The 18,388-nt window shown below is 30.8% G+C and carries 19 protein-coding genes and 1 tRNA gene; 15 read left to right on the forward strand and 5 right to left on the reverse strand.

Annotated elements, in window-relative coordinates:
• Nucleotides 1-176 precede the first annotated feature (176 nt).
• The 10 genes from K1I41_RS02555 (at nucleotide 177) to K1I41_RS02600 (ending at nucleotide 8,632) form a co-directional block, all read left to right on the forward strand.
• A complete protein-coding gene (locus K1I41_RS02555) occupies nucleotides 177-1,439 on the forward strand; it encodes a putative DNA modification/repair radical SAM protein (protein WP_220641120.1) in 1,263 nt (420 codons plus the stop codon).
• Nucleotides 1,440-1,441: 2 nt separating this feature from the next.
• Nucleotides 1,442-2,218: a TIGR03915 family putative DNA repair protein gene (locus K1I41_RS02560; protein ID WP_220641121.1), complete on the forward strand. Its 777-nt coding sequence runs from the start codon at nucleotides 1,442-1,444 to the stop codon at nucleotides 2,216-2,218.
• Nucleotides 2,219-2,455: 237 nt separating this feature from the next.
• Nucleotides 2,456-2,836, forward strand: a complete 381-nt coding sequence (locus K1I41_RS02565) for a hypothetical protein (protein ID WP_220641122.1) — start codon at nucleotides 2,456-2,458, stop codon at nucleotides 2,834-2,836.
• A gap of 184 nt (nucleotides 2,837-3,020) precedes the next feature.
• Nucleotides 3,021-3,094 (forward strand) — tRNA-Ile (locus K1I41_RS02570).
• 95 nt (nucleotides 3,095-3,189) lie between these two features.
• Nucleotides 3,190-4,044, forward strand: coding sequence for a hypothetical protein (locus tag K1I41_RS02575; RefSeq protein WP_220641123.1), 855 nt, complete (start codon nucleotides 3,190-3,192; stop codon nucleotides 4,042-4,044).
• Nucleotides 4,045-4,157: 113 nt separating this feature from the next.
• Nucleotides 4,158-4,445, forward strand: a complete 288-nt coding sequence (locus K1I41_RS02580; protein ID WP_220641124.1) for a helix-turn-helix transcriptional regulator — start codon at nucleotides 4,158-4,160, stop codon at nucleotides 4,443-4,445.
• 3 nt (nucleotides 4,446-4,448) lie between these two features.
• On the forward strand, nucleotides 4,449-5,351 hold the full coding sequence (locus tag K1I41_RS02585; protein ID WP_220641125.1) for a hypothetical protein: 903 nt from the start codon (nucleotides 4,449-4,451) through the stop codon (nucleotides 5,349-5,351).
• Nucleotides 5,352-5,410: 59 nt separating this feature from the next.
• Nucleotides 5,411-6,643 carry a site-specific integrase gene (locus tag K1I41_RS02590; protein WP_220641126.1) on the forward strand — a complete coding sequence of 411 codons (1,233 nt, stop codon included), beginning with the start codon at nucleotides 5,411-5,413 and terminating at the stop codon, nucleotides 6,641-6,643.
• A 113-nt stretch (nucleotides 6,644-6,756) separates the two neighbouring features.
• Nucleotides 6,757-7,641: an AAA family ATPase gene (locus K1I41_RS02595; RefSeq protein WP_220641127.1), complete on the forward strand. Its 885-nt coding sequence runs from the start codon at nucleotides 6,757-6,759 to the stop codon at nucleotides 7,639-7,641.
• Nucleotides 7,604-8,632, forward strand: a complete 1,029-nt coding sequence (locus tag K1I41_RS02600) for a DUF3871 family protein (RefSeq protein WP_220641128.1) — start codon at nucleotides 7,604-7,606, stop codon at nucleotides 8,630-8,632. Before K1I41_RS02595 ends, K1I41_RS02600 begins: the two co-directional genes overlap by 38 nt.
• 37 nt (nucleotides 8,633-8,669) lie before the next feature.
• Here K1I41_RS02600 and K1I41_RS02605 read toward each other — a convergent pair whose 3' ends face one another.
• The gene (locus tag K1I41_RS02605; RefSeq protein WP_220641129.1) at nucleotides 8,670-8,831 is read right to left on the reverse strand and encodes a hypothetical protein; all 162 of its coding nucleotides are present in this window, start codon (nucleotides 8,829-8,831) and stop codon (nucleotides 8,670-8,672) included.
• 106 nt (nucleotides 8,832-8,937) lie between these two features.
• On the opposite strand from K1I41_RS02605, the gene dndC reads away from it, so the two are divergent.
• Genes dndC through K1I41_RS02630 form a run of 5 tightly spaced genes read left to right on the forward strand, consistent with a single transcriptional unit; the run spans nucleotide 8,938 to nucleotide 14,533 of the window.
• Complete coding sequence (dndC, locus tag K1I41_RS02610) at nucleotides 8,938-10,353, forward strand: DNA phosphorothioation system sulfurtransferase DndC (protein WP_255566956.1); 1,416 nt, start codon at nucleotides 8,938-8,940, stop codon at nucleotides 10,351-10,353.
• Nucleotides 10,350-12,437 carry a DNA sulfur modification protein DndD gene (gene dndD / locus K1I41_RS02615; protein ID WP_220641130.1) on the forward strand — a complete coding sequence of 696 codons (2,088 nt, stop codon included), beginning with the start codon at nucleotides 10,350-10,352 and terminating at the stop codon, nucleotides 12,435-12,437. Before dndC ends, dndD begins: the two co-directional genes overlap by 4 nt.
• Nucleotides 12,421-12,816, forward strand: a complete 396-nt coding sequence (locus K1I41_RS02620; RefSeq protein WP_220641131.1) for a DndE family protein — start codon at nucleotides 12,421-12,423, stop codon at nucleotides 12,814-12,816. The genes dndD and K1I41_RS02620 overlap by 17 nt, the downstream gene beginning before the upstream one ends.
• 8 nt (nucleotides 12,817-12,824) lie before the next feature.
• The gene (locus tag K1I41_RS02625; RefSeq protein WP_220641132.1) at nucleotides 12,825-13,913 is read left to right on the forward strand and encodes a GmrSD restriction endonuclease domain-containing protein; all 1,089 of its coding nucleotides are present in this window, start codon (nucleotides 12,825-12,827) and stop codon (nucleotides 13,911-13,913) included.
• Nucleotides 13,913-14,533, forward strand: a complete 621-nt coding sequence (locus K1I41_RS02630) for a hypothetical protein (RefSeq protein WP_220641133.1) — start codon at nucleotides 13,913-13,915, stop codon at nucleotides 14,531-14,533. Before K1I41_RS02625 ends, K1I41_RS02630 begins: the two co-directional genes overlap by 1 nt.
• Nucleotides 14,534-14,694: 161 nt before the next feature.
• On the opposite strand, the gene K1I41_RS02635 is transcribed toward K1I41_RS02630, so the two are convergent.
• From K1I41_RS02635 to K1I41_RS02650, 4 genes are read right to left on the reverse strand one after another with little or no spacing between them, the layout of a single operon-like run.
• Nucleotides 14,695-15,501, reverse strand: coding sequence for a hypothetical protein (locus K1I41_RS02635; RefSeq protein WP_220641134.1), 807 nt, complete (start codon nucleotides 15,499-15,501; stop codon nucleotides 14,695-14,697).
• A complete protein-coding gene (locus K1I41_RS02640; RefSeq protein WP_220641135.1) occupies nucleotides 15,494-15,976 on the reverse strand; it encodes a DNA phosphorothioation-associated 4-like protein in 483 nt (160 codons plus the stop codon). Before K1I41_RS02640 ends, K1I41_RS02635 begins: the two co-directional genes overlap by 8 nt.
• On the reverse strand, nucleotides 15,976-18,168 hold the full coding sequence (locus K1I41_RS02645; protein ID WP_220641136.1) for an AAA family ATPase: 2,193 nt from the start codon (nucleotides 18,166-18,168) through the stop codon (nucleotides 15,976-15,978). Before K1I41_RS02645 ends, K1I41_RS02640 begins: the two co-directional genes overlap by 1 nt.
• 6 nt (nucleotides 18,169-18,174) lie before the next feature.
• Entirely contained in the window at nucleotides 18,175-18,387 is a 213-nt protein-coding gene (locus K1I41_RS02650; protein WP_220641137.1) for a hypothetical protein, read from the reverse strand.
• Between the last annotated feature and the right edge of the window lies 1 nt (nucleotide 18,388).

Genomic DNA, 18,388 nt, shown 5'->3' on the forward strand with positions numbered 1-18,388 from the left:
TATTTTTACTTTTTGTAAGTAAAACTACCTATTAAATGTAGGAACACTTACTAAAATCGATGATATGCATAATAAAACAGCTAAATAACAAAAAACCCTCGTCATTCAAACTTAACAAATTATTAAATTATGGTATATTAAGATTATTTTCTTAGTTTTGTAGAAAATATTTGAATATGTCAGACAGGATAAGAGAAAAACTTACTATACTTGCCGATGCAGCAAAGTACGATGTGTCATGTTCTAGCAGTGGCGGTAACCGAAAAAACAATAATAAAGGTATAGGCGATAGTAGCAGTAGCGGTATTTGCCATACGTATACAGAGGACGGACGATGCGTATCGTTATTAAAAATATTACTAACCAACCATTGCATATACGATTGCGCTTTTTGCGTATCGCGTAAAAGCAACGATGTAAAACGTGCCGCCTTTACCGTAGATGAAGTGGTAACGCTTACTATGGATTTTTACCGCCGTAACTATATAGAAGGACTCTTTTTAAGTTCAGGTATTTTTAAAAATGCTGATTTTACTATGGAGCGTTTAACACGTATTGTAAAAAAACTGCGTATTGAAGAGCGTTTTAATGGCTACATACACCTAAAAACCATACCTGGTGCTAGCGAGGAACTCCTTACAGAAGCAGGGCTTTATGCCGACCGTATGAGTATTAATTTAGAGATGCCTACAGAAAGTGGCTTAAAGTTATTAGCCCCCGATAAATCGCACGATGATGTAAAGAAACCCCTTGGTTTTATACAAAACACTATAACCCAGTACAAAGACGAGAAGAAAACGGGGCTAATAAAAAGCATACCTAAATTTGTACCCGCAGGGCAAAGCACGCAAATGGTTATTGGTGCCACACCCGAAAGTGATATGGAAATTATGTACAGCGCAGCACAGTACTACAACAACTTTAGCCTAAAGCGTGTGTATTACTCGGGGTATATACCCATAAGTTATGACGACCGAATGCCTGCTATAGGAACACAGCCCCCACTACTCCGCGAAAACAGGCTGTACCAAACCGATTGGCTAATGCGTTTTTATGGGTTTGAAGTACAAGAGTTATTAAACCCTAAAAACCCGCACCTTGATACGGATATTGACCCTAAACTGAGCTGGGCACTCCGCAACATGGAACAATTTCCTGTGGATATTAATACTGCCGATTACCAAATGATATTGCGTATACCGGGTGTTGGCGTACGGTCGGCACAAAAAATAGTGAAAGCACGTAAATTTGGTAAACTACGTAGCTACCAACTCAAAAAAATAGGCATTGCCTACAATCGCGCCAAACATTTTATACGTTGCGCCGATAGTCCATACTTAATCAGTGAGCCCGATTCGTTACACGTAAAAAACCTAATACTATCCGAAAGCAATAGTAAATACCTAAAAATAGCACAAAACCAATTAAGCCTATTTTAAACATGGTAACCTACGTATTTGATGGATCGTTTGAAGGGTTGCTCACCTGTATATTCGAGTTTTACGAGCAAAAACCCAAAGCAGTACAGCTTGTTTGGCAAAAGTATCATCAACCCACAATGCTACAAGAAACCACTACTATTATAAGTAGCGAGAGTAAAGCAACCCGTGTGTGGAAAGGCTTGCAAAAAAAGCTATCGGCACAATGGCTAAAGCGTTTTTATATGGTACACCTCTCCGAGCTTCCGCAAGCATTTCAAGACCTATTTTATTTTGCATGCTATATTTTTGATAACCCGAAAGGTGCCGAAAGCAATTTTGGAAACGAGCATGTAATGGCTATTTCGAAAATAGAGAAAAAAATAATACGCGAACGCCACCGTATGAAAGCCTTTATTCGATTTCAGAAAACCGCCGACGGGATGTACTATGCACCTGTTGAGCCCGATTTTAATGTATTGCCCCTAATAGGTACTTTTTTTAAAAACCGATATGCCGACCAAAAATGGATAATATACGATGTAAAGCGTAAGTATGGTTTGTATTATGACCTGCATACGGTAACCGAAATATCATACGAATTTGTAGCAGCAATAGACCCCAAAAAAGTAAACCTGCCAACAGAGCTAATAGATAGCCGAGAAGAACTAGCATCACTACTTTGGAAGGATTATTTTAATAGCACAAATATACCCGCACGCAAAAACATGAAACTCCATTTGCAACACGTACCTAAACGATATTGGAAATATTTGAACGAAAAAGAGGGCAAAAACTAGATACAAACAGCATATTAAGCAATTTTACACCTAAAGAGGGCTTTAGCGACAACGACACCTCAAGCAACTAAAAATCAATACACTATACTATTTACACATCAGAAAATGAAATACAAATAGTATAGACAAAGTATAGACAACGCTATGTTGGACTATTTAATACGTAATGATTTTTATAACTTGCCATTTGGCAATAATGCAAAAAATTATATACCATACTAAACAATCGCAAAAATTATGTCTGCTCTACTAGACCCTATTTCATTTCGTCTAGGCATTTTAAAACAAGCTACCCTAATTTTATTCAAACGCAAAAAAAACATTAAGCTATTGCAGTTTAATTACGTATGCGACAGAGAGAGTAAAAACACTATAGTTGTGCGCTATAATTTTGAGAATGTTTTATGGTATGAGTTCGATAACAGAAAAACATTTAGCAATCGCCAAGTAATATATCGCCCCGATACCGGAGAAAAAGAATTACACTTAACCGTATATGGATTATTCAATAAAAAAAAATATACCATAGTAGTACAAGCCAACAAAATAAGTATACTGGGTATTATAAACCGTAAAAATAAAAACAGGGTAATATACGACCATACAAAAATTAAATAGTAACCGCAAAGCACAGTTGCAGCCATAACAGAAATAAAAACGCAAATACACAGCGTACCCCTTCCTAAAACCAGTCTTATTTGTATATCAATATGTTATAAAATATTGAGCAGAACAGACTAAATATTATTACATTTTATTTGCGCCAAACAAAAAATAGCTGTAATATTGCAACCTCAAAACTGGTCCTATAGCTCAGTTGGTTAGAGCACCTGACTCATAATCAGGTGGTCCTTGGTTCGAGCCCAAGTGGGACCACAAGTAAAATCAAGCCTTACAGAGATGTAGGGCTTTTTTTGTGCTTTCAGGTTAAACATAGGTTAAACATTTATATATTTTATTAAGTTTGAAATATGAAAAGTACAGCAGAAAATCCATTTGCATTTTTTGAATGGTATTTAAAAAAGCAGATTGAACTAGACCTTGAGGAATTCTATAAAAATATAACTGAAGAGTTGTATTTTAATAACGTAGATGAGATTGATAAGAAAACTCATAAAGTTAGGGTTTTAAATATTAGTCATAAAGACAATATAGATTCCGAATATCTAACGTTTTCCTTTGAAGGCTCAATTAAAAGAAAACTCAATAATGAAACTCAAAACTCAATTAATTTTCTTGAACAAGAGTTTCAAAAAAGATTTTCTGACAAAAAAGAAGTTAAAGCCTATGCTGACTTTTTAAGAATCAAAATTAAACATATTGAATCCTTTAATGCTTTTAAGGAGTTTCATTTTTTAAATGATTATTTATCTCAAATAAAAGATACCATCAATAGATATTCTACTGAGGTAAAGTTATATGGGTTTACACCATCATTTGAATTATTGGCTGAAAATGAAAAAGAACAGCAAGATAAAATACAGAAGTTATATGAATCACTAACAGAATCCCCATCTTTAATAAATGCAACAAAACAGGAATTTTTTAATGCGTTTACAGGAAAAGAGGTAGCATATGGAATCCATTGGCTAGTTATTGGTAAAAACAAAAGAGTTTCAAAACCTTCATTATTTCACTTTGTAATTAAGCTCATAGATGAAAATCATTTAAGCCCAAGCATTATTCATGACCTAAATAAATACGTGCTTTATACATTTAGAGATAATAATGGAGAAGAGCTTAAAAACTTAAAACAATCTAAATCGTATGTGTCTAAAAATCCAACTCAGAAGGATAGAATAGAAAACATAATTTCTTCACTTTAAAAATAGCTTTACTATACAGTCTAGGTATAGTAAAAGTATGTAAGGCTATAAAGCCCATTTCTTTGTTTCAACAATAACAAGGATATGGCCATATCCATAATTCATTTGAAATTATGGAATTTATCCAACAACAATTAAAGGAGATTACAGCTTTATTAAAAAAGCAAAATTTATTAGAAAAAGAATTTTTTACACTTGAAGAAGCAGCTCTGTATTTGGGGCAATCCAAGAGTAGTATTTACAAACTTACTAGCAAAAAGGAAATTCCTTTCTATGTGCCAGGTGGTAAGATGATTTACTTCCGTAAACCTGAACTTGATGCATGGATTATTGACAGTAAAGTTGAAACTGTTGATGAGCTTGAATTAAGCATAGACCAATATCTATCTCAAAAAGCATAAGCTATGATAGATTTTGTCAAAATCCTTTACAAGGACAAATCAGAATTTGAGCCTTATGTTAATGACCCTGATAATTTTCCTGAGTTAATTCAAGTTTTAGAGCGACACTCTGGTGAGATACGTTATCCACATAAAACTAACTTGGAAACTATGGATGTCGTAATTGCTCAAAAGTATGGATATATAAAAAATTCGCTTCACAAGTTGTACAACTATTTAGTGTATAGAGAAAATGCAAATTATAATGATTTTACATATTCTAATTTATGTGAAAGTATAGAGTACCTGGGCATGAACCTTCCAGACATTGCTTTTACAGGAATTACTCAACTTGAATTTGGCTTTAACATATGTGTTAGTAAACCAGCAGAACAAATTATAAGGGAAAATGTTCTCATGCATAAGTATAAAAACTATAATCACAATAAACAATATGATGGAAAAGGAGAATTAAAAAGGTTTGACCATTCAAATTATTTAGTTAAGATTTATGACAAAGCGAAACAGTATTCAAAAGAATTTGACATTCATCATAATATTTTAAGGTTTGAAATAAGACATACAAGAAGAAGAGACTTAAATGACCTAGGGGTTTTTAATCTAAATGACTTAAGAAACAAAGATAATCTTCAAAGGTTATTTGAAAATGCAATAATGAGATTTGACAAAATGCAAATTATAGATAGCATTTTAGAGGAATCCATTGAACCAGAAGACTTTCAGAAATTAATAAGATTTAAGAATCCTGAATATTGGCAAGAAGAAATTAAAGAGAAATCAGGAACCTTTAAAATGAGGCGTAGAAATGAGTTCAATGCTCTGATAGAGAAATATAGTCTTAATTCCACTAAAAATGAATTAAGAAGACTCTTAATAGAGAAGTTTAATCACCTAATTAATAACTAAAATGTTATGTTTTCCATACGTATTATATATGGATTTTATAACACTTAAACAATAAAGCAATGGCAAGCATCAAAATATTACTTAGAAATAAACCTAATAAAGAAGGACAGTATCCAGTCGTTTTAAAAATTATAAAGGATAGAAAACCCAAAGTAATTACACTAGGTATTAGCTGTTTAAAAAAAGATTGGGATGAAGTTAATGGTCAATTCAAAAAGAGTGAGAAGAATTATTTACAAAGGAATAGGGCTTTACTTAAAAAGAAAGAGCAAGCATTAAAAATCATAGATGATTTTTTTCTTGAAGGTATTGATTTCACACTTAACCAGTTTGAGGCAAAATTTAGAGGCAGAAAGTCTTCAAAAGTTACAGTTGCAGAGTTCTGGAATGAAAAAATAGAAGACTTTATAAAGGCTGGAAGAATAGGAAATTCAAAGCCATACCAAGATACATACAACTCATTCTTTAAATTCCAAAAAAATAAAAATCTAGTTTTTAGAGAAATTACACCTGCATTATTAGATAAGTATGAAACTTATTTAAGGAGCAATAATAATTCTAATGGAGGGATAGGTATAAAAATGAGAACAATTAGAGCGCTTTATAATTATGCTATTAAGAATGGTGTGGTAGATGAAAAGTATTATCCGTTCAAAATTTATAAAATTTCAAAGTTTAAAACTGTTGGAGCGAAAAAGGCATTGACTAGAAATGAAATGAAGCTAATGGAGGCTATTGATATAATTAAATACCCACATCTAACAAACACTAGAAACTACTTGATTTTTAGTTATTACATGGGTGGAATGAACTTCGTAGATATGATGAAGCTGAAATGGGAAAACATTCAAGGGGATAGAATTTTTTATACACGTTCTAAAACTAAAGGCAGATTTTCTGTGAAAATGTTAGAACCAGTAAAGCAAATAGTCACTTACTATAAATCACAAAATAGACCGACAGATTATGTGTTTCCTATATTGCTTAAAGATAACTTAACACCAATGCAAATTGATAATAGAAAACACAAAACTTTGAGAAAATTCAATAAGCAACTAAAAGAGATAGCTGATATTCAAGGGCTAGAACAAAATGTAACTTCTTATGTTATTAGACACAGTTTTGCTACCAATTTAAAGTTTGCAGGTATTTCAACAGATGTAATTGGAAAATCTATGGGACATCATGATGTAAGTGTCACACAAGCCTATCTCAAAGAGTTTAAAGATGATATTATTGATGATGCAATGTCAAAACTTTTGGAAGAACCCAAGCTGAAATATGCTTCATAATTATTCAAGAAAGACTCTCAAATAGTGAGGGTCTTTTTAGTTACAGAAAGAATCTAATCAGATAGAACTTAAAAATAACTCATAAAAATATTAACCTTTTTAAATATAAGATTATGCAATTAAAACAAAGTAAAAGACAAAATGTAAAACTCAGATTAGGAATATCTGGACCAAGTGGATTTGGTAAAACACACTCAGCTTTATTATTAGCTTTTGGTATGACACAAGATTGGAGTAAGGTAGCTGTAATAGATTCAGAAAACTCTTCAGCCTCATTGTATTCAGACTTAGGGAACTTTAATGTATTAGACTTACAAGCACCTTATTCACCTGAGAGGTATATACAAGCCATTGAAGTTTGCGAAAAATCAGGAATTGAAGTCATTGTAATTGATAGTATAACACATGAATGGCAAGGAAAAGGAGGTTGTTTACAAATACATGAACAGTTAGGTGGTAGATTTCAAGATTGGGCAAAAGTTACACCAAGGCATCAATCTTTTATTGATAAAATTTTGCAATCAACTTGTCATATAATTACAACAGCTAGAACAAAAATTGATTACTCATTAGATGTTGGCTCTAATGGTAAAACTCAAGTGATGAAACATGGCACTAAAGAAATTACCAGAGAGGGATTTGAGTATGAGCTGACAGTCAATTTTGAATTGGTAAATGACCAACATTTAGCTAAAAGTAGTAAGGATAGAACAGGCTTATTTATGAATAAACCAGAGTTTATTATTACTACTAAAACAGGGGAAAGATTGTTGAAATGGTGTAATGCTGAACCTGTAACTTCAAAAAATGTTTTAAAACGTATTAATGAGTGTTTATCCATAAGTGAATTGATGAATCTATATAAAGAGTTTCCACAATTTCAACAGTCATTAAATGCTCAATATCAGAGTAAAAAACAACAATTAGAGAATTTAGTTAAACCAGAAAATTTTAGTTCAAATGGAATTAGTAAAAGTACACCACAGTCAGGACAATAATATATCTTCTCCTTTTGATGGTATAAAACAATCTGTTACAGAATTGAGAGTACCATCAGAAAGAGATAAGTATAAAATCAACCCATTCATTGAGGCTAACACAAAAGAGGTTAGCCTCTCTCATTTAAGGCAAGACAATATCATTCCTGTGTTTGCCAAAGACAATGAAAGAACCATAGCGCATCAAGAATTTATTGAAATAGCACAAGAGTGTGTAGGTAATGTCTTTAACCATCAGCAAATAGATATACCTGAAATAAGGGTAAGTCATGAGATTGAGGGCAGAACAAGTGATGCCATTCACAAATCAGCAAAAGAATTGTTAGAACATGAGAAAACTCAATATTTTGAGAGAATGGCATTTGTGATTAGAATACCATCAATAAAAGGAACCATTAATGGTAATGCTCTTTCCTTGATGGTTGGTGGAGTTAGGTCTTACAACCATGAAAACCTTTATAGTAAGAAAACATATGAAAAGTTTAAATTCTTTATTGGATTTCAAAATATGGTATGCTGTAACCTATGTATTTCTTCAGATGGTTTTACTTCAGAAATGAGAGTAGGAAGCTATGAAGAACTTCAGCATAAGATTACTGAAGTAATAAATGGTTATGAAGCTGAAACTCATTTAAAAGCAATGAGAGAACTCACTCAAAAAAGTTTAACAGAACATCAGTTTGCTCAATTAATAGGGAAAACCAGATTATATAATTATTTACCTAAAGACCAAAGAAAGGAATTACCACAAATGGACTTTGCAGATAGACAAATGAATACTATTGCAAAGGATTATTATGAGGATAAGAGTTTTTGCAAAGATGAAAATGGAAACATCAACTTATGGAATGTTTATAATCTCTTTACATCAGCTAATAAGAGTTCTTATATAGATTCTTTTCTGGATAGAACTGTTAATGCTTTTGATTTTTCAAATGGATTGGCACAAACTCTCAATGGGGATTCCAAGTACTCTTGGTTTTTAAGTTGAGTTGAAAGATGCCCAATTTCTTTTATTAGAGATTGGGTTATTTCAATTTTTCAATACTCTGTTTGGAATAAAAATAAGCATTACCACGTTTTTCAAACTCAAGCTTTCCTTGAATTCTAAGGTGCATTAAATCGCAGCTTTTTATCTTTGCAGCCTTTTGTGCCTCTTTACTAGAAAGCCATTTTGGATTACCCCTCATTTAGTTGTTCCTGAATTTTATTTTGATAACTTTTACTAGTTTAAAATTACAATAAATATTGAGTTACTTTTAGTGTTAATAATTTAATTACTAATAAATACAACCCATGTTGACTTTTGAAGTTGATATGACTAATTTTGAAAGATTACAAAACGATATGATAAAAATTAGAAGCAAAAAAGTTGAGGGTATAATTTCTGAAATTATTGACCAATATACTTATGCAGATACATCAGATAGACCATGGATTATTGGCTTTAGTGGAGGAAAAGATTCTACGGTTTTATTAACATTAGTTTGGATAGCCTTGCAGAGAATAAAACAAGACTTACCTTATCCTTATCAATTGAGAAGACCTGTTTATGTGGTTTGTAATGATACTATGGTGGAGAACCCTATTATCTCTAGCTATATTGATGATGTTTTAGTTAAAGTAGAAGAAGGTGCAAGAGATCAAGGAATTCCAATTATAGTTAAGAAAACTGTACCTAAGTTAGAAGAGTCTTTTTGGATTAATGTCATTGGTAAGGGATATCCAGTACCAAATAACACCTTTAGATGGTGTACAGATAAACTTAAAATTAGACCAACATCTAATTTCTTGTTAGAGCAAATAGATGAAAAAGGAGAAGCTATTGTTTTATTGGGTACTAGATATGAGGAAAGTGCTACTCGTGAAAGATCAATGAAGAAACATGAGGTTGAAGGGAAAAGACTTTCTAAGCATAACACAAATGCAAACACTTATGTATATGCACCTATAAAAGAGTTAATGCTTGAGGAAATATGGTATATAATTAATACAATACCATCTCCTTGGGGATTTGACAATTCTATTTTATTCCAAATATATGCTGATGCTAGTGCTGATGATTATGAGTGTCCAACTGTTGTAACAAATAAAGCACACTCTTCTTGTGGTCAAAGTAGGTTTGGTTGTTGGACTTGTACTGTTGTAAAACAGGACAAATCAATGACAGCTTTGATTGAAAATGGTCAGCATTGGATGCAGCCACTTTTAGAATTTAGAAATAGCCTTGTAGAAAATAGAAATATTAGTGAAAACAGGTCTGATACTAGAAGAAATGGAATGCCAGCTGTGGATGAAGAAGGTCACAGATCTGGAAATTATGAGATGCATTATAGAGCTAGAATATTAAAAGAGCTTTTACAGATTCAAAAAGAAGTACAGAATGAAAGACCACATGTAACTTTAATTACTAATCAAGAGTTAATTGCCATTCAAGTGATGTGGAACAGAGATCTAGAATTTGATTATACTGTTGGTGATATTTATAAGAAAATATACAATAAAGACATTAGCACAAATAATATTAAGTCTTTAGATGATACAGAAAGAAGAATCTTAAAAGATGTTTGTAAAGAGGATGTTTCATACTATCACTTAATAGATAATCTTATTACTCTGCAAGAAACAAAGACACTAATGATTTCTAAATATGGACTACATAATGATGTTGAAAATAGAATAGAATCATTTGTAAATGAAAATGAATTATGAAAATTAGCAAAATAAAACTTAATAACTTTAGGATATATAAGGGGCAAAATGAATTGGACCTTTCATCTAAAGGGGATAAAAACATAAGTGTTATTGCAGGTAAAAATGGTTTTGGTAAAACAACGTTTTTAACTTCATTGATATGGTGTTTTTATGGAAAACTTATGACTCAGGTTGAGGATAAGTATAAAAAGGATGTCAAAAATATTGGCGGTTATGACAATTTTTTATTGTCATTGATAAATAGAGATGTTAAAGATGAATCTTCAGATGCTTCCTTTACAGTTGAAGTAGAGTTAAAAGATTTATTAATTCCTTCCATACCTTGTAGAACAGTAAGTATCAAAAGAACTTATAGTCTTAAAACTAAAGAGGAAACATTACAAATTCTTATTGATGGTGATGAAAATGAGCTGACAAAAGATGTAGGTTTTGAAGTTTTTATTAATGACTTTATCCTTCCTAGGGAGATAGCAAAATTCTTCTTTTTTGATGCAGAAAAGATAGTGTCTCTTGCAGAAGCAAAGTCTAAGTCTGAGTTAAGAAGTCTGAGTAAAGCATACTCAGAAGTTTTGGGGATTAAGAAATATGAGGAACTTAAAAACAACTTAGAGTCCTTATTGACAAAACTGAGAAGAAGAGGCGTTTCAGAACATGAAGAATTCAAGTTAAAAGAGTTGTTGTCTGAAGAAGATGAGCTTGAAAAAATTATAAGCCATAATCAAGATAAGCAAGATGAAATAGACAAGCATCTCGTTATTTTAAAATCCGAAAGTGATTCTCTTCAAGAAAAATTAATTCGTGAAGGGAACTCAATTACTTTAGAGGAATTAAAGGAGCTAAAGTCTAAGCGTGATGTTTTAAAAGAGGAATCAACTAGCATAAAACAAGAGTTGAGAAAACTTTTAGATTTAGTGCCACTTGTAATTGCAGGGAAGCATTTAAGTAAGTTATATAATCAACTTGTTCTAGAGAATGATGATTTGTTTGGAGCTGTAACTGAAAAGATTCTTAAGAAGGAACTTCAGAGCTTTTCAAAAAGTATTCTAACTAATGTAGACCTATTAAGTTTAGACCCTTCAATAAAAGAAAAAATTGAAAAAGCCATTAATACTTCTATTAAATCAAAGCTCAAGAAAAAGGATGCTACCTCAAAAGTAGGCAAGGTATATCTTGAGTTTAATGAGGAGTCCTTTAGAGAGTTTGAAGCCATTTATAATAACATTAAAACAACATTTTTGAGTCAGTTTAATGCTATTGTTAAAGAAGAAAAAGTCAATAAAGCCTTATTAAGCAGAACCATCAATAAAATAAAGCAAGGAGAGGCAAGAAAAGACAATCACTTAGCAAGACAGTTTAGAGATGAAAAGACTAAAGCTGATGCTAAAATTGAAACGCTTTATAATGAAAAGAATGAGCTTTTAGAAGAACTTGGCGGATTAAGATTAAAGTTAACGTCTCACAAAAAGGTGAGATCTGAATATGAGAAGAATTTTAATTTGGTTGAAACAGACAAAAAGAAGTATGATGTTACTCAAAAGCTTTTAATCAAGATTAATGAGTTAATTAAAAGAATTAAAGAGGACAAAAAGTACTCTTTACAAAAATCTGTTTCTTTAGGTCTAAAGAAGTTGATGCATAAAGAAGATTTCATCTCTAATGTTAGAGTTAATATTATTGATGATGTTATGGATATTGACTTATTAGACAAAAATGGAGTAGTTATAGATAAGGATTCATTGTCTAAAGGTGAGCAACAACTATACGCCACTGCGTTACTTAAAGCTCTTGTTGATGAATCTGGAATTAAGTTTCCAGTATTTATTGATAGTCCATTACAGAAATTTGATAAATACCATTCTAAAAATATCATTAAAGAGTTTTACCCATTTATTTCAGAACAAGTAGTACTATTTCCTTTATTGGAAAAAGAACTGTCTGAAGCAGAGTATGAGCTTTTAAAGCCAAACCTAAACAAGGCTTTCTTAATTCATAATACTGATAAAGGCTCTGAGATTATTTCTACGCGTGTAAATAATTTATTTAAAGAATTTAAAAAAGAAAAAGATGTTTACACATATTAGAACCAGCAAAGAAAATAGAGAGGTAGTTGCTAAATTAACTAGACGTTTAAACTTAGGGACTGAGAATATTATTTCTAGAATAGCATTAGCGCACTCTTTGTCGCAAGACAGAAAATTAAAGCTAGAAGATATTCAAAACTCTAGTGGTAAAGAATATACCAAATCAGTTTTGTTTGGGCAGTATTTAGATTATTATTTAGGGATGGTAGCTTTACATTATGGTATTCACATAACTGATAAAGACCTCCCTAAATACATTAAGATGCATATTGATGATGGACTTCAATTACTAAATAAAGAACTAAATCAAAGATCCAATATTGATGGATTTGATTTTCTGGTAAAGAAGATAGAATTTGGTTTAGATAAAATTAATTAATAAAAATTATGAGTTATAATATTCAAAGAACAACTTTTAAAGTAGCTGATTTTGTCTCGTGGTTTAATTCTAAAGGGCTGTTATTAAACCCTGATTTTCAGAGAAGATCTGTTTGGAATGATAAATCGAAATCATATTTAATTGACACTATCCTGAGAGGTCTTCCAATTCCAGTAATTATACTTAGAGATGTTAAAACTGACCTTGATTCTTTTATGCCAGTAAAAGAGGTAGTCGATGGACAACAAAGGCTTAGGACAGTTATTTCATACGCACTGGGTGTATTTGATAAAGACAATAAGGCTTTTAAGTTGAGTAAAACTCACAATGAGACATATGGAGGAAAAACTTTTAAAGAGCTTCCCGATGAAGCTAAACAAGAAATATTAGATTATGAGTTTTTTGTTCATGTTTTACCTTCAACAGTTTCTAACCGTGAAATTCTTGAGATTTTTTCAAGGATGAATAGTACAGGGGTAAAGCTAAATGACCAAGAATTACGAAATGCATCATTTTATGGTGAATTTAAGAGTTTGGCTTTTAAAATCGGAAATAAATATTACGATTATTGGATTAGATGGGGTGTTTTCACTGATTCTAAAATTTCAAGAATGGAGGAAGTTGAATTTGTTAATGACTTATTGATGCTTTCAATTGATGGGACAGTTAGAAGAACTCCAGAAAGCATAAATGCTTATTACAAAAAGTATGATGATGAAGGATCTATTCCTGAATCTAAGATTAAAACTCAAAGGCTAGAAAATATTTTTATGTTTCTAGATGAAGCATATGGTAAAAATTTTAAGGACAGTCCTTTTAAGAAGACCCCTTTACTTTACTCACTTTTTTCTGTCATCTATCAAAATGAATTCTCTGGAAAACCCACCAAAAATGTAAAAATTAACATTAGTAAAAAGAGTTTAAAAAACAGTTTAGATAGGCTTTCTGAAGAAATAAAAAAAGCTCAGAAAGAATGGAAAAAAGATAGAAAAGTGACATCTCTACCTGAAAAAGTTTATGATGCCTTTACAAGAGGAACTAATTCAAAAGAGAATAGAGAAGAAGTATTTAAGTTTCTAAATAAAGAGTTGTACTAATGCATTCAGATGTTTTATCACAAAGACTAAAGAAGGAATATGATAGTATTTTTGCATCTAGAAAAAGAATTGAAAAGGCAAATGTTACAAATAATGTTTATATAGCAGACAAAGATTTAAATTTGTTTTATGATGGAATGTTTCTCAAATCTGTAACTTTATTTGAATCTTTTGTTGAAGAGTTTTTTATAGGCTTGTTATATGATAAGTATAAATTAACTACTAGAAAGAAAATTCAAAAGCAAATTTTTAAAGACAGAAAGTTAGTTTTAAACTATCTCTTAAACGGGAAACCATTTCTCGATTTATTACCTCTTTATAAATTAGAAAGAAATACAAAAGTATTTTATAAAAATGATAATCCATTCTCAAATATTCCTCCTGCATCAAAGGATATTTTAAATCATATTTTTATAATAAGAAATGCTATTGCCCATAGTAGTGTTTCTTCAGACACAAAATTTAAGAGGTTTATTGAGGATAATCACAATACTTTGCCTATCAATCAACGCACACCTTCCAAATTTTTACAGTCTTTGAGGACTGCAAATCAGACAATGTTTGAAACATATGTTATTGAATTGAATTTTCTTGCTCAAACCATGACTCGATTTAGCTAATACTAAATGGTAATACATAATTAGATTAACGTTATATTCAATTGATTCGTTTTGCATTATACTTCAATTAATACAACAATTAGAAAATTTTACAACTCTGATTTTATTATAAAAAGAGTTATTAATGTTTTAAAAAAATCGGATTTTAAGGAATCTGTATTTTATACACTCAACATGCTGTCTGGTCCTGATTTTAGATCTGATATTTGTAAGTATTTGAAATGAACTCTATTTAGTATAAAATCAGCAGGAAATAAATCATCTCCATAATCATCAAGTTCAATATTTATAAATAAATTATTTAGATACGAATAGACTGTATCCCCCTTGCTTGTAATTGAAACTAAACTTTGAATATAAAAAAGAACCATTCTAGTGCTAGCTTGAATAAGCTTAATCAGATCAATTGGGTTGTTAAAATTAGAATTATATTCTGTATCTTCAGGAAACTCAAGATCTCCATGAGCAAATTTATTTCGAATATTATATATAATTTTTATCTCTTCTTTTGGAATTGCTTTTTTATATTCAATTAGATTTTTTTTCAAGCAACTGTTAAACATCAAAAAAAATCTTTCTTTAAAAACATCATAATCTTTGATGGGTAATTCATCTAAGTTATCAAGCTCTTTAATGCAAAGGTTAATTTTACCAATTTTTTTATTTTGACTTTTAGAATATCTTTTGGTAAGTAAATTTTCAAAACCACCCCAAACATAATTAAAGACGGTTAGTTGATTAATATATAATTGACTTATATTTCCCTTGGCTACATCATATTCATATGAGGGTCTGCACCATGCTTTACTATCTGTTTTATCAAACCTGTTCCAAATAAAATCAATTTTTTTAATTCCAGAGGCAATCATTAACCAATTATGTACATCTTCATAGCCTAATTGATTTATTATTAATGCTAAATCAGAACTATGTTCATGAATACATTTATATTTCACATGTTTAGACATCTTTGTATAAGTCAATAAACATATAATGAGAATTTTCTAATTCTCCCTTTTCATAAAGGTTTTCTAAATATTCTAGACCACCATTGGCATATTCTTCAATTAAGGTAATAACATCAGAGATTACTTTATTTAACTGGTCTTCTTCCATATCCTCTAATTCATTCCAATCAATACTTAAATCATCTGTTTGAGTGAATATGACCATCAATAAAAAATCTACTAGCGAGGAGTCTCTTTTCCATTTTCCAATTTCCAGAAAATCAGAAGTTAAGTTTCTTGGTGGTAATGGTAAACGTCTTTTCTTTTTTATGCCAGTCATCATAGCATAAATATAAAGCTCATATATAGGTCCAAATTGACTGTATTCAGATGACCTTGCTCCTTTATTAGCTAATGCCTCTAGTAATGGTATTCTACTATTGGCATAGCGAGGTCTTTTGGTAACTAAATTTGATTTGAATTCTTGACTATTCATTATTTTCTTCTTTCAATTTTAGTGGTTCTTTCTATTTGCGATAACTCTTCATCAACTTCATTAAGGTAAAAGGTTTTAATGAAATCATTTTTCATTAGGTCTTGACCTAAATCTGTGAGTTTGTCCTCGGAGTCTTTATCATATAAATCCTTAACTAATATGATGCTTTGAGGGAACACTTCTGGGATAGCCTCAAAAAAACCTTTATTAAAGGCTTTTCCAAAAGCAGATAAAGGCGCATCAGCTAATAATGGGTAATTATATTGCGAAGTATTTGCTGAAATGATAGACATAACTACTGCAAACTTCTTCATTCTTTGGAAGCCTTCAGAAGCACCAGAAACTTCATTTCCTGCATCATCAATGTAATCTAAAGAAATACCACCAGAGGGAGACTTTTCAAACCTTAAAACACCTCCCTTAATGTCATTATATTTAATTAAACTTTGAAAATGCTCATTAGCATGATTTTCTAAAAGACTAACCATTTTATCAAATACTCTTTCCTTTGCCTTTAGGGTTGCATCAACCAGATCTTTACTTATTTCATAATTTACAGTATATCCTTCTGGGATATCTTTAGGGCGTAAATTGGTGATTTCTTTTTCGGTATTTGCGATTTTGGTTTTTATGTCTTTAATAGAATCTTGGAGTCTTTCAATTCTTGAAGATGCCTGTTCCATTCTTCTTATAGAACCCTTGTATTGGTTTATAATTGTAGAAGCGTTATCAGTTCCTTCAGATTCAGTTCCAGCAATTAATATATCTTTCCTTTGGGATTTTAGAGCTTTCAATTCTGAACTTAACTTATCTAATCTTTGTTTTAGTTCTAATTCCTTTTCCCTAGTTCTTAATACACTAGTAGGTATAGCATCGAATTTATTTAAGAAAGGTGCAGCATTAAGTTGAAGGTTTCCAAAAAAGTCCTCCAAATTATTCTTCACAAACTCTTTTTGGTTTGTGTTTTCATGAGGTCTATTTTTAAGCTTTAAAAGATAGTTGTATTCATCAGTACCTTCTTTGGCAGGTCTATTACAAACATAACAATGTTCACCATCAATCATTTGTTGCAATGTGACTGCATCAGGTGAGTCAGATGGTAATATTGTAAAATAATCATTTGGGTTTTCTGCCGCATTTAGTAATGCCTTCTTTTCATAGCGTTTTTGTCTAAACACTTGAATTTTTTCTTTAAAATCATTTATTGAGTCTTCAAACCCTAAAGAAATCCAAGAAAAATTACCATCAAAAAACCTATTGTTTATACCATCAAGAAAAGAGTCATAATCATCTTTAACTTGTTTTAGTATTCTATTTTTATTTGAAATTTTATCATCTAATTCCTTTCTTTTTTCAGCATTAGCAAAGTTTTGCTCTAAGTCATTTTTTTCTTGCTCAGCAGCTTCATATAAAGTGTTGAACTCAGTGAGTTTTTCAGTTTCTTGAGTTAGTTTTTCTAATAATTCTTTTTTAGTTGCTAAAGCTGTTTCTAATCTATCATTGTGATCACTTGTAGATTTGGTTTGCTTATTCAAGTCTTTTTCAGCTTTCTCCGCAATGTCTTGAACAATATCAGCAATGTCCTCATATTTACTGATATTCGTTAATGTTCTCACAGCATCTTCAATACTTGACTTTTTACTAAAGTCAATCATTTTATCTACTTCTTCACCCTGAAAGAAAGAGTATTGTCTTAGGGTAGGTAAAATAAGTTGGCTTATTATTTTTTGCTTTTCTTCAGCATCATAGACAGGCTTGTATTTAGGTAAAACATGATCAGTTTTATCCACTTCCATATCATCAATTGTGATTTGCCAACTATCAAAGTCTGTTATTTTTTCACTTATTCTAGTTGCAGTGAAGGACTTGGTGATTTGATATTTATATCTACCAGTAGAATACTCTATCTTAATCCCTGTTTGCACTTGATCACCAATAGAAGTTTCATTTTTAGCTTTGTCAGAAATAATTTTTACTGCAAAATCTTTTACATTTTTTTTCTTTTTGTCATCTGAATCTAAAACTTGGTCATAAAAAAGCCATAGAAAAGCATTAAAGAATTTAGATTTTCCTGCCCCATTGTCTGCCACTACAATGTTTACACCTTCAAGAAAATCATATCTAGTGTCTTCATATTCCCCATAATAATTAAAGAAATTTTTAAAAGAAATACTATTTATAATTGATGCCATAATTGATTAAATATTATGTATGTTTTTGAGTTTTTTATAAATCATTGAAGAATTTAAATGATTATCATTTTCATTAATGATAACAGATAGCACTTCAACTATTTTTTTATGATAAGGTGGGCTTGTTGTTAATGAATCAAGCTCACTTTTTTTAATATTATATTTTTCAGTTATTTCTGGATCTGAAAGTATTTCTCTTAATATTTGATTTCTTTCCATT

Source organism: Flavobacterium litorale (assembly GCF_019613795.1).
In the GTDB taxonomy this organism is placed as follows: domain Bacteria; phylum Bacteroidota; class Bacteroidia; order Flavobacteriales; family Flavobacteriaceae; genus Flavobacterium; species Flavobacterium litorale.

What these genes read in the sequence shown, in the direction of transcription:
- K1I41_RS02555 (WP_220641120.1), top strand. Translation starts at nt 177, where the DNA reads ATGTCAGACAGGATAAGAGAAAAACTTACTATACTTGCCGATGCAGCA.
- K1I41_RS02560 (WP_220641121.1), top strand. Translation starts at nt 1,442, where the DNA reads ATGGTAACCTACGTATTTGATGGATCGTTTGAAGGGTTGCTCACCTGT.
- K1I41_RS02565 (WP_220641122.1), top strand. Translation starts at nt 2,456, where the DNA reads ATGTCTGCTCTACTAGACCCTATTTCATTTCGTCTAGGCATTTTAAAA.
- K1I41_RS02575 (WP_220641123.1), top strand. Translation starts at nt 3,190, where the DNA reads ATGAAAAGTACAGCAGAAAATCCATTTGCATTTTTTGAATGGTATTTA.
- K1I41_RS02580 (WP_220641124.1), top strand. Translation starts at nt 4,158, where the DNA reads ATGGAATTTATCCAACAACAATTAAAGGAGATTACAGCTTTATTAAAA.
- K1I41_RS02585 (WP_220641125.1), top strand. Translation starts at nt 4,449, where the DNA reads ATGATAGATTTTGTCAAAATCCTTTACAAGGACAAATCAGAATTTGAG.
- K1I41_RS02590 (WP_220641126.1), top strand. Translation starts at nt 5,411, where the DNA reads ATGGCAAGCATCAAAATATTACTTAGAAATAAACCTAATAAAGAAGGA.
- K1I41_RS02595 (WP_220641127.1), top strand. Translation starts at nt 6,757, where the DNA reads ATGCAATTAAAACAAAGTAAAAGACAAAATGTAAAACTCAGATTAGGA.
- K1I41_RS02600 (WP_220641128.1), top strand. Translation starts at nt 7,604, where the DNA reads ATGGAATTAGTAAAAGTACACCACAGTCAGGACAATAATATATCTTCT.
- K1I41_RS02605 (WP_220641129.1), bottom strand. Translation starts at nt 8,831, where the DNA reads ATGAGGGGTAATCCAAAATGGCTTTCTAGTAAAGAGGCACAAAAGGCT.
- dndC (WP_255566956.1), top strand. Translation starts at nt 8,938, where the DNA reads ATGTTGACTTTTGAAGTTGATATGACTAATTTTGAAAGATTACAAAAC.
- dndD (WP_220641130.1), top strand. Translation starts at nt 10,350, where the DNA reads ATGAAAATTAGCAAAATAAAACTTAATAACTTTAGGATATATAAGGGG.
- K1I41_RS02620 (WP_220641131.1), top strand. Translation starts at nt 12,421, where the DNA reads ATGTTTACACATATTAGAACCAGCAAAGAAAATAGAGAGGTAGTTGCT.
- K1I41_RS02625 (WP_220641132.1), top strand. Translation starts at nt 12,825, where the DNA reads ATGAGTTATAATATTCAAAGAACAACTTTTAAAGTAGCTGATTTTGTC.
- K1I41_RS02630 (WP_220641133.1), top strand. Translation starts at nt 13,913, where the DNA reads ATGCATTCAGATGTTTTATCACAAAGACTAAAGAAGGAATATGATAGT.
- K1I41_RS02635 (WP_220641134.1), bottom strand. Translation starts at nt 15,501, where the DNA reads ATGTCTAAACATGTGAAATATAAATGTATTCATGAACATAGTTCTGAT.
- K1I41_RS02640 (WP_220641135.1), bottom strand. Translation starts at nt 15,976, where the DNA reads ATGAATAGTCAAGAATTCAAATCAAATTTAGTTACCAAAAGACCTCGC.
- K1I41_RS02645 (WP_220641136.1), bottom strand. Translation starts at nt 18,168, where the DNA reads ATGGCATCAATTATAAATAGTATTTCTTTTAAAAATTTCTTTAATTAT.
- K1I41_RS02650 (WP_220641137.1), bottom strand. Translation starts at nt 18,387, where the DNA reads ATGGAAAGAAATCAAATATTAAGAGAAATACTTTCAGATCCAGAAATA.